This window comes from Lachnoanaerobaculum gingivalis (genome assembly GCF_003862475.1).
Taxonomy (GTDB): domain Bacteria; phylum Bacillota; class Clostridia; order Lachnospirales; family Lachnospiraceae; genus Lachnoanaerobaculum; species Lachnoanaerobaculum gingivalis.
Map to the genome: position 1 here is coordinate 564,124 of NZ_RRCO01000001.1, position 16,446 is coordinate 580,569.

Sequence of the window (16,446 nt, forward strand, 5' to 3'; positions counted from 1 at the left end):
ACGGTTCTCGTATACAGCGCTTTCAATAGTTGACGTGCACAGACTGGTATGCTGTGGCTAAATCATAGAAGCCACTGTTTATCAGTCTTTCTTTTGTCATTGCCATATTAATAGCAACTGTATTTGTTGTAAACCAATAGCCACGTCTGCTATTTGCCGCTTTCCATGCTAGGTCTTTTGGAACTCCCATTACCTTAAGATTTCGGTATCTGGTTCTCACACGCTTCCATTGCTTCCATATACACATACGTATTCTGTGATAGAGCCATCCATTAATATCGTTCATGTTATTCTTCATGCTTGCAATTCCATAGTAGTTAAGCCATCCTCTTGCATACACCTTGATTCTTTCAAGACTCGGCTTGATTGACTGACAGCACTTACGGGAAGAAAGCTCTTTCAGTTTTAACTTAAACTTCTCCCAAGACTTTGCATGAACTCGGACATATATGCCACCTCCGTTCCTTCCCAATGCAAAGCCAAGGAATTTAAAATTTCGGATTGCAAATACGCTTACAATACGGCTTTTCTCTTTGTTCACTGTGAGTTTCAGCTTATCCTCAAGATACCTCGTACTGCTCTCTAATAGTCTCTCCGATGCCCTTTTGCTTTTCGCAAGAAGCACTATGTCATCTGCATATCTTATGCATGGGACACCTCGTTTCAAGAACTCCCAGTCGAACTCATTGAGGTAGATATTCGCAAGCAAAGGGGATATATTCCCTCCTTGTGGCGACCCTTCCTCTGTTTCGATAACCACTCCATTTTCCATTACACCACTTTTCAGATACCTCTTGATAAGTTGCACCACACGTTCATCTTTTACGTTTTCCCTCAGAAGGTTGATAAGAATCTCGTGGTTGATTGTATCGAAATACTTCGATAAGTCTAGAACTACCGCATATGTGTAGCCCTGTTCAGCGTACTCCTTAACCTTAAGTATTGCTCCTTTTGCGTCTCTGTTTGGACGGTAGCCGTAACTGCCGTCTGTAAAAAGTGGTTCATAGATTGGAACTAACTGCTGTGTTATCGCCTGTTGAAGTGTACGGTCTATCACTGTTGGTATGCCAAGCTTTCGCACACCACCATCTGGTTTAGGAATCTCAACTCGTCTTACTGGAGACGGAGTATACTTTCCATGATAGATACGGTTAGTTAACTCCTGTTGATGTTCCTGAAGGTAAGGAAGTGCCTCTTTGATGGTCATTCCATCGATTCCAGGTGCTCCCTTGTTTGCCTTCACTCTCTTATACGCTCTGTTAAAGTTGTCTTTATTCAGTATCGCCTCTAAGAGCTTCGGCTGTGCACTGTCTCTTTCTTTCCATATCAGATTGAATGACCTACGCGCTTTTGCATACCCTTTATGTTCCGCACTATCTCTCTGTAAACAGCCACTGCTTTTAGTGTTTTCTGCCATGTCTAGTCATTCCTCCTTTCTCAGTCATACTTTAGACTCCTACTGATTCGGTCCTTTGCCTCTCGACTACTATGACCTCTGCTGACTTCTGTGTGTTCAGCATTGCTTTGGACAATGGTTACCTCTTTCGAGGCATATCACACAGACCTCCCTAGGTACCACACGTTTCTTCCTCTCCATATATCTGCCTCATTTATCATGCATGATTCCGTGTAGTTATTGGACTTTGGCTTGTATTGCAGTCTTATCCTCATGCATAACCTCATATGAGATTTCTGTTCGTCAGACCGGAGATTTGCCCATGAGTTAGTATCTTCCTCATATCCAGCTTCCTTCAGATTCGAGGTCACCCTCGACACCCTTGCCTTCGACTATATCCTTCCCACTACCGGGCGGATTCGGGACTTTAACCCGTTAGAAACGTGCGCCGCTAGGCGCACAATAAAAGGGGATGTGAAAAAACTCGATTGAGTTTTTTCGCATCTCCCTTTTTGTATTTAATGTGTATAAATGACTGTAATCATACGCAAAAAAAGCGCAGTTCCCCTACCCCATAGAAGTTCTTTTTTTGAATCTATGCGGCACTTCTGTTTCTCATCTTTTTTTCTGATATTTATATAAATTATGGCCTATCGCCACGAGTAAAACTTCCAGTTTGACTGAATGAATACCTCTTCGGACAATTCTCTTGTACCAACGGTCGTTTTTCATAATTCCGAAAGTGCCTTCTGCTTGTATCGAACGGTTCATTCGTAATAACGCACCATGGATACTTTCTAGGTTTTCGATTACTTCCTGATGCATAGAAGTTAGTTCCTGATTGATTCGAACAGTTCGATTCTTATCTGTCTTCTTACATTTCTTTGCATATGGACATCCACTGCAGTCTTCGCATTCATACAGTTCTTCTTTGCGTCCGTACTGATTTCCTCTCACATTTTTTCTGTATAAAAAATGGAATGATTTATCATTAGGACATCTCATGGATCCTTGCTCATCAATTCTGAAGTTAACTGCACGAAATGGATCTTCATGATATTTCTTATCCTTAGTTTCCTTTTTAAACATTGGAAATTTCATATACTTTTCAATTCCGTTCTGTTCACAGAAAATATAATTGTTGTATGAGCCATATCCGGCATCTGCCACAGGATATTTGGGGTAGAATCCATAAGTTTGTTTGAAGTGCTCCATCAAAGGAACGAAACAATCCATATCCGAACGATACTGGTTCACGTCAACAACTGCAATATATTCATCTGCTACACCAATCTGTACATTATATGCCGGCAGAAGCTGATCATTGCCCATGTAATCCGTTTTGATACGCATAAAGGTAGCTGAGTTATCTGTTTTAGAATAACTGTTTCGGTTAGGACCACAGATTTCAATTTTTTGTATGTATTCTTGAAGTTTCTGACAGAAAGTAGTCAAGTGTTCATAATGACGCTGTTCTTTGGATTTACGCTTCCCGCTTCCGTAAACAAATGTACTTGTATCCAGATCCCATAAAAGTACCAGCTGCTCAACGATTTCATTCAGATAATCCGGTACATACTCTGTGTTTGTTGTAATCTGCACCCCACTCCATGCGATTTCTGCATTAATTTCTTCAATCTCCGTAGTGATTTTTTCGTAAAGCTTGTAACGGAACTTTTCGGTAGCCTTCTTCCATACCCAGGTATACTTGTTTGCATTTGCTTCAAACTTGGAGCCATCGATGTAGATATGTTGCAGATCCACATGCTCCTCGTTAAAGATAGCACGATTGATGTCGTTAAAAATGTTTTCAACCTTATCTTGAAGTATTTCATTGATGAAATATCCAAAGGTTCTGTATGACGGAGTCCGGTGATCCATGAGATACATGAACCTGATATTAACTTTGCAGTTGTCTTCCAGTTCTCTCAGAGAGCAGTAACCGCTAGTCATAAATCCGAAAAGTACTGTTTTTAACATGTTGGCAGGATTATATCTGAATCGCCCGGTTGTGTACTCTGGAATATCGGTCAGATACTTGTTTAAATCTATTCCTCCCATCAATCTGTCAAATGTTAAAACAGGATCCAGCAGATCCAAACAATCTGAAAGAAACAGTGGTAAATATCCTTGTTTTGAATTACAATAATTATTGTGTAAAGTTTTCATTGCAAGTTAATTTTACCACAAAAATAGGACCTTTCGCATGAACGAATGGTCCTATTTCTTTTATGGACTTATTTCACAGCCCCTTTATTTTATGATGAATATAAATATTTTTCAATAGTAATATTCTTAAATATCCTTACCGAAATTGAAATATAACAACCAAAAAGAGACCGCCACACAGGCAGTCTCCCTTTTATCTTTATTCTTCATCGCTCTTAGCATCTGCTTCTTCATTATCAGAACTCTCTTCAACTTCTGAAAGCTCTTCAGCATTTTCCCTCTCAAGAGCCTTTTCCTCAGACTCAAGTGCTTCCTTTGCATCAGCTATCAGCTCTTCTTTGATATCAAGAAGTGCAGGATCGTCTTCACTTAAGATAATCTCATCATCATCTCCGATGAATTCGTCTGTATTCAGAGTTACACTTCTGTATCTCTTCATACCTGTACCTGCAGGTATCAGCTTACCTATAAGTACATTCTCCTTAAGTCCGATAAGGTGGTCCACCTTACCGTTGATAGCGGCTTCTGTAAGAACCTTTGTAGTCTCCTGGAATGATGCCGCTGAAAGGAATGAATCTGTAGCAAGAGATGCCTTTGTAATACCAAGCATTACCTGCTTACCTTCTGCAGGAGTCTTTCCTTCTGCGATAAGCTTTTCATTCATATCATTGTAATCCAGAACATCCATTGAATTTCCGGGAAGTACATCTGCATCATTGTTTTCTTCTATTCTTACCTTCTTAAGCATCTGACGAACGATAACCTCTATATGCTTATCGTTGATCTCAACACCCTGAAGTCTGTAAACTCTTTGAACTTCACGAAGCATATAGTCCTGAACCGCACGAACACCTTTTATCTTAAGGATATCATGTGGGTTTACACTACCTTCTGTAAGCTCGTCACCGGCCTCCAAAACGTCTCCGTTTAGAACCTTTATTCTTGAGCCGTATGGAATCAAATATGTCTTTGACTCACCTGTTTCATTGTTTGTTACAATGATCTCACGCTTTTTCTTGGTATCCTTAAGTTCTACAACACCGCCGAACTCTGTGATGATTGCAAGACCCTTAGGCTTTCTTGCCTCGAAAAGCTCCTCGACTCTGGGAAGACCCTGTGTGATATCTCCACCGGCAACACCTCCGGTATGGAAAGTACGCATAGTAAGCTGTGTACCCGGCTCACCGATCGACTGAGCGGCAATAATACCTACAGCCTCACCTACCTGTACAGCCTGTCCTGTAGCCATGTTTGCACCATAGCATTTAGCACAGATACCTGTATGTGATTTACATGAAAGTATCGTCCTTATCTTTACGCTGTCTCGGTTAAGCTTTTCAAGCACCTTCATTACGGCAGCGGCTCTCTTTGGAGTACACATATGATTTGCCTTAACTACGACTTCTCCTGTATCGGGATCTGTTATAGTCTCCGCAATATATCTACCTGTAATTCTCTCCTCAAGACTCTCAATAACTTCCTTACCGTCTGAAAAAGCTTTGATTTCCATAAACGGAATTTCCTTGCCTTCACAACAGTCTGTTTCACGAACTATCAAATCCTGTGAAACGTCTACAAGTCTTCTTGTAAGGTATCCTGAATCGGCTGTACGAAGAGCCGTATCTGAAAGTCCTTTTCTCGCACCGTGAGCTGAGATAAAGTACTCCAAAACGTCAAGACCCTCTCTGAAGTTTGACTTTATAGGAAGCTCGATAGTATGTCCTGTTGTATCAGCCATAAGACCACGCATACCTGCAAGCTGCTTTATCTGCTTATCTGAACCTCTCGCTCCGGAGTCGGCCATCATAAAGATATTGTTGTATGCATCAAGTCCGTCAAGCAGGTCTCTTGTAAGCTGCTTATCCGTCATATCCCAAGTCTTTATAACTTCTTTGTATCTCTCTTCTTCAGTAATAAATCCACGGGCATAGTTCTTTGCAATTCTGTCAACTGTAGCCTGCGCATTCTTTATGAGTTCAGGCTTACTCTCAGGTACTGTCATATCTGAAATAGAAACAGTCATAGATGCAATAGTTGAGAACTTGTATCCGATTGCCTTTATATCGTCCAGTACTTCCGCTGTTCTTGAAAGTCCGTGTACATTGATAACCTTCTCAAGGATCTGCTTACACTGCTTTTTCTTTACAAGGAAATCAATCTCCGGCTTTAACTCATTGCCCGGAATACTTCTGTCTACAAATCCGAGGTCCTGAGGTATTATTTCATTAAATAAAAGTCTACCCACTGTTGATTCAACAGTACCTGATAAAACTTCTCCGTTTTCAAGCTTTTTACTTATTCTGACCTTTATCTTCGAATGCAATGTAACAATCTTGTTGTCATATGCAAGAATCGCCTCATTTACACTCTTAAAGAACTTACCTTCTCCCTTTGCTCCCGGTCTTTCCTGTGTCAGATAATAGATTCCCAGAACCATATCCTGTGAAGGAACGGCAACAGGTCCACCGTCTGAAGGCTTAAGAAGGTTATTCGGTGAAAGCAAAAGGAATCTACACTCCGCCTGTGCCTCAACTGAAAGCGGCAAATGTACAGCCATCTGGTCACCGTCAAAGTCCGCATTGAACGCTGTACATACAAGCGGATGAAGCTTGATAGCCTTACCCTCTACAAGTACAGGCTCAAATGCCTGAATACCGAGTCTATGAAGTGTAGGCGCTCTGTTAAGCATTACAGGATGCTCTTTGATAACTTCCTCAAGGATATCCCATACATCATTTTGCATTCTTTCTACCATCTTTTTGGCAGATTTTATATTATGAGCTGTTCCCTTTTCTACAAGCTCTTTCATTACGAAAGGCTTAAAGAGCTCTATAGCCATCTCCTTTGGAAGACCGCACTGATAGATCTTAAGCTCAGGTCCTACTACGATAACAGATCTTCCGGAATAGTCAACACGCTTTCCGAGAAGGTTCTGACGGAAACGTCCCTGCTTACCCTTTAGCATATCTGAAAGCGATTTAAGCGCTCTGTTTCCCGGACCTGTAACAGGTCTTCCTCTTCTACCGTTATCTATAAGAGCATCTACAGCTTCCTGTAGCATTCTCTTCTCGTTTCTGATAATGATATCAGGAGCACCGAGCTCTAAAAGTCTTGCCAAACGGTTGTTTCTGTTTATAATTCTTCTGTAAAGATCGTTCAAATCACTGGTAGCGAATCTACCACCGTCAAGCTGTACCATAGGTCTGATATCAGGCGGTATAACAGGTACATTTGTGAGTATCATCCACTCAGGCTTGTTTCCCGAACTTCTGAAAGCCTCTACAACATCAAGTCTTTTGATAATCTTTGCTCTCTTTTGTCCTGTAGCATCTACCAATGCTTCTTTTAATTCTACCGACTCTTTTTCAAGATCTATATTACTTAATATTTCTAAAATGCTCTCTGCACCCATACCGGCTCTAAAAGAACCGTATCCATAGGTTTCGATTGCATCTCTATACTCTCTTTCTGAAAGCACCTGCTTATAGTTGAGGGCAGTGTCTCCACCGTCCAATACTATATATGATGCAAAGTATAATACTTTCTCCAAGATACGAGGTGCAATATCCATGATAAGACCCATTCTTGAAGGAATTCCTTTAAAGTACCAGATATGAGATACAGGCGCGGCCAGTTTGATATGACCCATACGCTCTCTACGTACACTGGACTTTGTTACCTCTACACCACATCTGTCACAGACAGTGCCTTTGTAGCGGATTTTCTTATATTTACCACAGTGACATTCCCAGTCCTTACTTGGTCCGAATATTCTTTCACAGAAAAGACCGTCTCTCTCAGGCTTTAATGTCCTATAGTTGATAGTCTCAGGTTTTGTAACCTCACCGTGAGACCACTGCAGTATTTTTTCAGGAGAAGCCAAACCAATCTTAATTGCATCAAAAGAAATTGGCTGATAAGCATCATTGTTTTCAGGCATAAAATTTGCTCCCTTCTATATAAAACGATAAATCGACTTCATTGATTTTTGCAGATGCCAAGTAGGGCATCTGCTGTATAAGTATTCACTCCACTTTCAGATTATTCTTCGAAATTATCTGTGTCATCAAATGAATCTTCGTCATAGGAGGAATCATCCCCCGAATCTATATCACCATCATAGTCAGCATCGGCACTATCCTGTAACTCACTTGCATCATCCGAAACGGATACAAACTCGCCGTCCTTTACTTCCTGCTCACTATAACCTGCAGACTTGAAATCTTCTCTTCCATGGTGTCTGCTCTCACCCTCTATAATAGAGTGAATGCTGAGATCTGCATATTCCGTATTCTCTTTAAGTTCCACTTCTCTTCCGTCTTCACCAAGTACACTAATATCAAGTCCCAAAGACTGAAGCTCTTTTAAAAGTACCTTGAATGACTCAGGTATACCTGCATCAGGTATGTTCTCTCCCTTGATAACAGCCTCGTATGTCTTCACACGGCCGGTAACATCATCGGATTTTACTGTAAGGATCTCCTGCAATGTATATGATGCACCATAAGCCTCAAGAGCCCAAACCTCCATCTCTCCGAATCTCTGTCCACCGAACTGTGCTTTACCGCCAAGTGGCTGCTGAGTAACAAGCGAGTATGGTCCTGTAGATCTTGCATGAATCTTATCGTCTACCATATGGTGGAGCTTCAAATAATGCATGTGGCCTATTGTAACAGGGCTGTCAAAGTACTCTCCTGTTCTACCGTCACGAAGTCTTACCTTACCGTCTCTTGAAAGAGGAACACCTTCCCAAAGTTTTCTGTTCTCAAGATGTGAACCGAGGTATTCTACAACTCCCGGGTCAAGTACATCCTTATATTTATTCTCAAAGTCATCCCAATCACCGTTTACATAGTCATTTGCAACTTCAAGCATATCCATAATGTCATTCTCGTTTGCACCGTCAAAGACAGGAGTAGCCACATTAAAGCCAAGTGCCTTTGCTGCAAGTGAGAGGTGAATCTCAAGTACCTGCCCGATGTTCATACGTGAAGGCACACCCAGAGGGTTAAGTACGATATCAAGCGGTCTGCCGTTTGGAAGGAAAGGCATATCTTCTACAGGTAATACTCTGGAAACAACACCCTTATTACCGTGACGACCGGCCATCTTATCACCGACAGAGATCTTTCTCTTTTGTGCTATATAAATTCTTACATTCTGTGTAACTCCCGGAGCCAATTCATCTCCGGCTTCTCTTGTAAATACTTTCGCATCGACAACAACACCGTATGCACCATGTGGTACCTTAAGTGAAGTATCTCTTACCTCTCTTGCCTTCTCACCGAAGATTGCACGAAGAAGTCTTTCTTCCGCTGTAAGCTCTGTTTCTCCCTTTGGAGTGACCTTTCCTACAAGTATATCACCGGCTCTTACTTCCGCACCGATTCTGATAATACCTCTCTCATCAAGATCTTTAAGAGCATCATCACCGACTCCCGGTACATCTCTTGTAATCTCTTCAGGTCCAAGTTTAGTCTCTCTTGCCGCACATTCGTATTCCTCGATATGAATGGATGTATATACATCATATTCTACAAGTCTCTCACTAAGGAGTACGGCATCCTCATAATTGTATCCTTCCCATGTCATGAAACCGATAAGTGGATTCTTTCCAAGGGCTATCTCTCCATTATATGTAGAAGCACCGTCTGCAATAACCTCACCGGCATTTACATGGTTGCCCTTAAATACTATCGGCTTTTGATTATATGAGTTTGACTGGTTACTTCTTGCAAACTTAATAAGCTTGTAAGTATCAAGTACCGCATCATCATCTCTTTTAATAACAATCTTATCTGATGAACACTCAATTACCGTTCCGGAATTCTTGGCAACAACGCAAACACCTGAGTCTACTGCAGCCTTGGTCTCCATACCTGTACCGACTACAGGTGCGTCGGTAATCATAAGAGGCACTGCCTGTCTCTGCATGTTTGAACCCATCAGCGCACGGTTAGCATCGTCGTTCTCAAGGAAAGGAATCATGCTTGTAGCCACTGAGAATACCATTCTCGGTGATACGTCCATCAAATCTATATTTTTCTTCTTAAACTCTGAAGTCTCATCACGGTAACGTCCTGAAACATTGTTGTTTACAAAATGTCCTTCGGCATCAAGCGGTTCATTCGCCTGCGCAACTGTGAAATTATCCTCTTCATCGGCTGTAAGATATACTACTTCTTCTGTAACTCTTGGGTTTTCAGGGTCCTGTGACTTATCCACAACACGATAAGGCGCCTCTACAAATCCGTACTCATTTACTCTTGCAAAACTTGCAAGTGAGTTGATAAGTCCGATATTAGGTCCTTCAGGTGTCTCGATAGGGCACATTCTTCCATAGTGAGTATAGTGAACGTCTCGAACCTCAAATCCGGCTCTTTCTCTTGAAAGACCTCCCGGTCCCAAAGCTGAAAGTCTTCTCTTATGTGTAAGCTCTGAAAGTGGGTTGTTTTGATCCATGAACTGGCTCAGCTGTGAACTTCCGAAGAACTCCTTAACTGCAGCAGTTACAGGCTTAATGTTTATAAGTGATTGAGGTGTAATAGATTCAATGTCCTGAGTGGTCATTCTCTCTCTTACAACTCTCTCCATTCTTGTAAGACCGATACGGTACTGGTTCTGTAACAGCTCTCCTACCGCTCTTATTCTTCTGTTTCCTAAGTGGTCGATATCATCCTTGCTTCCGATATGCTCTTCTATATGCATATTGTAGTTTACAGTAGCAAAAATATCTTCCTTTGTGATGTGCTTTGGAATAAGCTCATTGATATTCTTCTCAATAGCTTTTATAAGCTCCTCACCCTCGTTTTCCTCCATCAATTTCTGAAGCACAGGATAATATACCTGTTCTGTAACTCCGATAGATTTAGGGTCTGTAAGCTCAGGTACATAGCTTTCGATATCCACCATCATATTTGAGAGAACTTTTACTTCACGTTCTGCTCCTTTTATCCATACGGCAGGAATAGCCGCATTCTGTATTGCTGTTGCAGTCTGAGCATCAACTACAGTATCCGCCTGTGCCAATACTTCACCTGTATTCTCATCCACCACATCTCTTGCGAGAGTATGTCCCTTTATTCTGTTCTTGAAATGGAGTTTTTTGTTGAATTTGTATCTTCCCACCTTTGCCAAATCATATCTTCTGGCATCGAAGAACATTGCTTTAAGCAAACCTTCAGCACTGTCTACTGAAAGCGGCTCGCCCGGTCTGATCTTCTTGTATAATTCGAGCAAACCGTCCTGGTAATTTTCAGACGGATCTTTTGCAAAACTCGCCATAATCTTCGGCTCCTCGCCGAACATATCTATAATCTGAGTATTTGTTCCAAGACCGAAAGCACGCAAAAGTACTGTAATAGGAACTTTTCTTGTTCTGTCCACTCTTGCATAAAAGATATCGTTAGAATCTGTTTCGTATTCAAGCCATGCACCTCTATTTGGTATGACCTGGCACATAAATAGCTCTTTACCTATTTTATCGTGATCGATTGTATAATAAATACCCGGTGAACGAACCAACTGGCTTACTATAACTCTCTCCGCACCGTTTATTACAAATGATCCGGTATCTGTCATCAGTGGTAAATCTCCTAAAAAGATCTCATGCTCGTTTATCTCATCCTTATCCTTATTGGTAAGTCTGATTTTCACCTTTAACGGAGCTGCGTATGTTGTATCTCTATCCTTACACTCTTCTATGGAATATTTAACTTCATCTCTTGCCAATTTAAAATTGACAAAATCGAGGCTAAAATGTCCCGCAAAATCTTCTATAGGAAATATATCCCTAAAAACTTCTTTTAGGCCTGCATCCAGGAACCATTGATATGAGTCTTTTTGTATCTCTATCAGGTTTGGCATTTCCAGAACTTCTTTTTGTGTTTGGAAACTCATCCTCATGCTCTTTCCGGAAGTTATCGGATGCATCTTGCTTCTATCCATTGACGTTTCACCCCTGTATATTTTTTATTCTATGAATTTAGATTTTTCTATGTTATAATTAGAGCAATCTATTCAATTTGTTTAGCCGTTAGGCAAGTTACATTGGACATTTTCACGTCCAAACACCTCTAAAAGGGCACAAAAATCCCTACAATAGTGCAACTTTCATCTTACAAAAATAAAGTCAATATGTCAATACGGAACATATGTTCATTTATTTTCAATTTTCTACATATCAAAAATACCCCCTTATAAAGTGATAAGTACTTTTACTAATCTACCCTAAAAGGAGGCATATCCAATCAAATATAATATTTAATTTTATCGTATTACTGCATTTGAAGATGTAGCCGTTTCCACTGCACTCAAATCTCTTCTTGTTCTTCTGTTTCCTGAAGCAGATGCATTTTCAGCTATCTCTACATTAAATCTGATAGTATCAAAATTCTCAGAACTTATTACCACTTCATTACTTGCCTGATTAAATCCGTTAAGTGAAAGGTCTATAAACTGAGTATACCCGTAAGCCATATTTGATGAAAGCTTATATGTATTGGCATTTGCAATATTAATTCCCTTATTGTAAGTAACACCGTTTACAGTTACGGTTGCATTGCCTGACTTTATCAACTCTGTGAACTTTTTAAGCACCACTTTATTTGTATCATCAAATATTAATCTTACAAAACTATCATAGCCTGTCTTAATCTCTGAACCTGTAACAGCCGGTGTAGCTATCTGTGAAGATGTAGTATAAACTAAATCATCCATACCTTCTCCCTTAAATACAAGCTTGTCTGCAAATCCCTTTATCTTTCTTGATTTTATGTAGATCACATTATTACTGTCTACGGAAAAGAAATCTCTGCCAAGAATAGATATTGTACCTTCTTCAACCTTTACACCGTTTACTTCTACAGCATTAAGTTTCTCTATAAACTCATTAATCTTTGCCGCATCTCCCTTTAGTGTAACAGCATAAACATCAGCATTATTATACTTTACAGATTCTACCTTCTCTATCTCCACAGGATTTACCACAGGAGCAGGTGTAGGTACTACCGGCGCTACAGCATCCGCTATAGTTCCGTCAGCATTCATTGTAAACGTAAGATCCTTATATCCCTCAGCCTTTACTACAAAATCGTACTTGGAAGAATTAAACTTACCGTTAGCACCCTTAACTGACAATTCACTTACCTTACGTCCACCGAAAGTAGCATTTGCATGTACTCTAAACTCAAGTTCTCTTCCCCATCCAAATCCCATTCTTCCGGCCTTTGTATATGCTTCTTCATTGACAGTTACTGATGTTATAGCATTAAGATACTTATCAAGCTCTTCACCTTCCATGCCTTCAAACTTTATTGTAAGTTGCTCATTAAAGACTGAATTTGTCTTTGCACCTGATTTTGCTCTAGGCGCCTGTGCATCCCCTGTTATCTCAGGAACTACCGGAGCAACAGTCTCCTCTTTTTGTGCTATATTTACCTTAATAGATTTTACAGGGTAATTTCTATCGCTTGACTGAAGGTAGATAGTATACTCACCTGCATTTTTAAACAACCCTCCGCGGAGTGTAACTTTTCCGTCCGCAACAGTATAAACTGAATTTGAAGTATAACCGCCTGCAGATGCGGATATTACATCTTTTAATGTACCGTCAGGACTTTGAACCATTACGCTGCCAAGCTTACTAAGGAAATCGCCCTTCTTGGCATCATCATCCTTAACAGCCTTTATAACTATTTCCGAATCCGTTTCATGCTTTTCACTTACATCACTAAGTTCCACTTCTTCCAAAGTATCTGTGATTGTAAGGTCAAGTTCTATCTTCTCAAAACCTATAGAATTAAGAGCAAGTTTATGTGTTCCTACAATAGGCGCAAGATATTTATTGAATGCACTCTTATAAAGTGTAATACTCTTATAGTCTGCACTTACTTCATATTGCTTTAGGTAATTGTCGCCTCTAAGAGGTGATGATCCGTCAAGTATAACAGACTCGAGATTTTTTAAGAAATCCGCATTGTCTGTAGTTATTGTAAAGCTGTCTGCATTTGCCTGTGTGAGACCTTCAAATGTAGGTGCCGCTTCTCCTACAAGATTACCGTAACGATAAATAGTACCAAGCTTACCGTTTTCAAGTACATTCTTTACATTTCCGACAATATTTCTTGTAGTTGCATTCTCAGACTTGATATAGTCCTCAAATGTAAGAACCTTTCCTTCAAGTTTTGCATCCTTATATGCATCCACAAAGTTGTTAAGAAGATATAATTTACTCTTATCTTCTCCAACAATCGCCTCAGGTGACTGCTCAAACCACCAGTTCATTACAGCATCGGATTGCTTAGTTCTAAGTCCGATTTCGTTCAAAATCATTGCATTAGTAAGCAGATCATAATCATACATAAGGTATGAATTTATCATCATGCTTCCGCTTGCTCCCGATGTAGCATCAGCCTTACCGCCTGTCTTACCTGTAGCACCTGATACCGAATCCGCCTTCTTTCCTGAACTTGAAGAAGATGAAGAACTTCCTCCACCTACAAGAACCTTTGTAATTGTTGAAGACTCTCTGTTTCCTGCATGATTTTTGCCTACTGTAGGGGCAGATATCGCATCCACAGTCTTAGACTCATCACTTACAGGTGTTGTTAACACAGATGAACCGTCACTCTTTAATACTTCAAACTTCTTTGTAAGAGTCTTATACCCCTTTGTGTATATTGTAGCTGTATAAACTCCGGCCACATCTGTATACACCTTACCTGAAGTACTGTCTGTTCCTGTAATCTGTACTATTTCTGAAATATTATGCCATCCTGAAATCTTCGGCAATTCAATAACAGTACCGTCAGGTTTTGTAAGTGTTACTCTGTACATTACCACACCTACATCATTTCCGAAGCTCTGATTGTTTTTCGGATCAACTATCTTAAATCTGATATTTTCTCCAATCTTCGGATTTGGTGTTGTGCTGTCACGCATTACCTTAAAGTTTGTACTGCTTACCAATGATATAGGAAGGCTTATTCTTTCATTGCCGTTTGAAGAACCTATACTTACATAGTAATCGCCTCTGCTTCTGGCATTGTTTTGAGGAAGCGGAATATTTATAACTCCCACCTTTGCATACTTTGTCTCTACAGACTTATTATATACAAGGTTTGAGTTTATAATATTGTGTTCTTCGCTAAGAAGCTTAATATTGTTAAGTCCTTCAAACCACTTCTCCTGCTCCTCATTTTCAAGCTGAAGCTTTATCTTTATGCTACCTGTTCCCACATTGTCTATCTCTGTTACAGGTATATAGTACTGTGAAGGAACCGCAGCTGCTGCCGAATCTACCTTCTTTGACTGTAATGTGAATGTAGTCTTTGAAGCATTCTTTCTTACTTTTCCGGCATTGTCATAGGTCTCAAGGAAATAGTCAAACTTTGTAATAGGACCGTTTGATAACACATACTTAGGTGCCTTTACATCAGTCTTTGTTATATTCTTTCTCTCTCCACCTGCAAGTGTGATGTCCTGAGTATCATTATCAGACTTTTTTACAATCTGTAATGCGGAAGGATTTGATACACTTGAAAGCCACTTAACAACATGTCCGTCATCATCTACTTTGGTCATGTTTGAAGTAACATCTACTCCGTCTACCAACACTTTATAATCATCAATAGTTCCATATTTGAATGCAACTACAACATACTCTCCGAAATCTGTATTTACATTTTTTGTATAATTTACATATGCAAATTTATCATTATTTGTTTCTTCAGTAGTTGCCGCTCCATTGTTTTCTGTATTACCTGCGTTATTTGAAGCCTCAGAGTTTGAGGTGTTTCCTGCATTGTTTGCAGCTTCACTACCTGTGTTGTTTCCTGTAGTTCCTGCGTTTTCATTATTTGAAGCCACATTATTGCCTGCGTTATTTTCTGTACCTGCCACATTATTACTTGCTGTATTATTTTCTACTGTATTGGCATTGTGCTCTACATCACCTAAAGAATATCCTCTATTTCCTGAATTTGTATCTGTACCTGCGTTTTGATTTTGTGATACGCTTGTTGAAGTGTTGTTATTTTCTGTGGTATTTCCACCTACAGATGCCGCATTTGAACCGTTTCCGCCTCTTGAACCGCCTCTACCGCTTCCGCCTCTTGAGCTTCCGCCGCCTGAGCCGCCTCTCGAACTGCCGCCTGAACTTCCTTTAGAGCTTGTTGTGCTCTTTTTTGCTGCTGACTGAACGCCATTATTTTCCGGCGCACCTGCTGTTGAAGAAAGTCCTTTACCCTGTGAGAATACAACTTTTCCGTCTTTTTCCCATTTACCGTCGGCATTGACCTTGTAACCGTCAGGAGTTGTAGTATTTACGAGAAGCTTACCCTGATCCGGTCCGCTTTGAGGATTGAAATAATAGCAATAACCGTCAATCCAATTCCATCCTGTAAGCATTATACCCTCGGCAGCTCCCTTGGCTGTATTAAGGAAATGCCAATGTCCGGCCGCATCCTTCTTCCAACCTGTCTGCATAATACCGCTGTCGGTATCAAGGTAATACCAGCCGCTTGGAGTCTGAGTCCAACCCAAAGCCTTGCTGCCGTTATCATTTATATAATTCCATCCGCTCTGTGTGCTCTTCCATGAACCCGCAAAAGCCGGTGTAACCTGTGTTGCAGCCATCAATATGCTTAATGCTCCAACACCTACATTTAAAAATAGCTTTCTTTTCATAAATCTCCTATTACATTTAGTTAGTGGCCACTAACTCATGAACCTAAATAAAGGGAATGTTGTACTACAAAAAAGCATCAAAATCAGAATGTAGTAATACGTTTTGACCAAATACTCTTGCAAAAACACTTCCCTTTGCATTTAAGTTCTATTATATTACACTCGTTAGCACTTGCTAACTCTTGTCAGTATAC

The 16,446-nt window shown here is 40.3% G+C and carries 4 protein-coding genes and 1 pseudogene; all 5 read right to left on the minus strand.

Going from position 1 to position 16,446, the window contains the following annotated elements; all coding sequences use genetic code 11:
- Positions 1-22 precede the first annotated feature (22 nt).
- Positions 23-1,417 (minus strand): group II intron reverse transcriptase/maturase, encoded by a 1,395-nt coding sequence (gene ltrA / locus EHV10_RS02615; protein ID WP_128673284.1) that lies wholly within the window; start codon positions 1,415-1,417, stop codon positions 23-25.
- A 574-nt stretch (positions 1,418-1,991) separates the two neighbouring features.
- A pseudogene (locus EHV10_RS02625) lies at positions 1,992-3,565 on the minus strand (IS1182 family transposase).
- A 199-nt stretch (positions 3,566-3,764) separates the two neighbouring features.
- Positions 3,765-7,505 (minus strand): DNA-directed RNA polymerase subunit beta', encoded by a 3,741-nt coding sequence (rpoC, locus tag EHV10_RS02630; protein ID WP_128673287.1) that lies wholly within the window; start codon positions 7,503-7,505, stop codon positions 3,765-3,767.
- 101 nt (positions 7,506-7,606) lie between these two features.
- Positions 7,607-11,512, minus strand: a complete 3,906-nt coding sequence (rpoB, locus tag EHV10_RS02635; RefSeq protein WP_128673288.1) for a DNA-directed RNA polymerase subunit beta — start codon at positions 11,510-11,512, stop codon at positions 7,607-7,609.
- Positions 11,513-11,833: 321 nt separating this feature from the next.
- Entirely contained in the window at positions 11,834-16,252 is a 4,419-nt protein-coding gene (locus tag EHV10_RS02640) for a hemoblobin-interacting domain-containing protein (protein WP_128673289.1), read from the minus strand.
- Between the last annotated feature and the right edge of the window lie 194 nt (positions 16,253-16,446).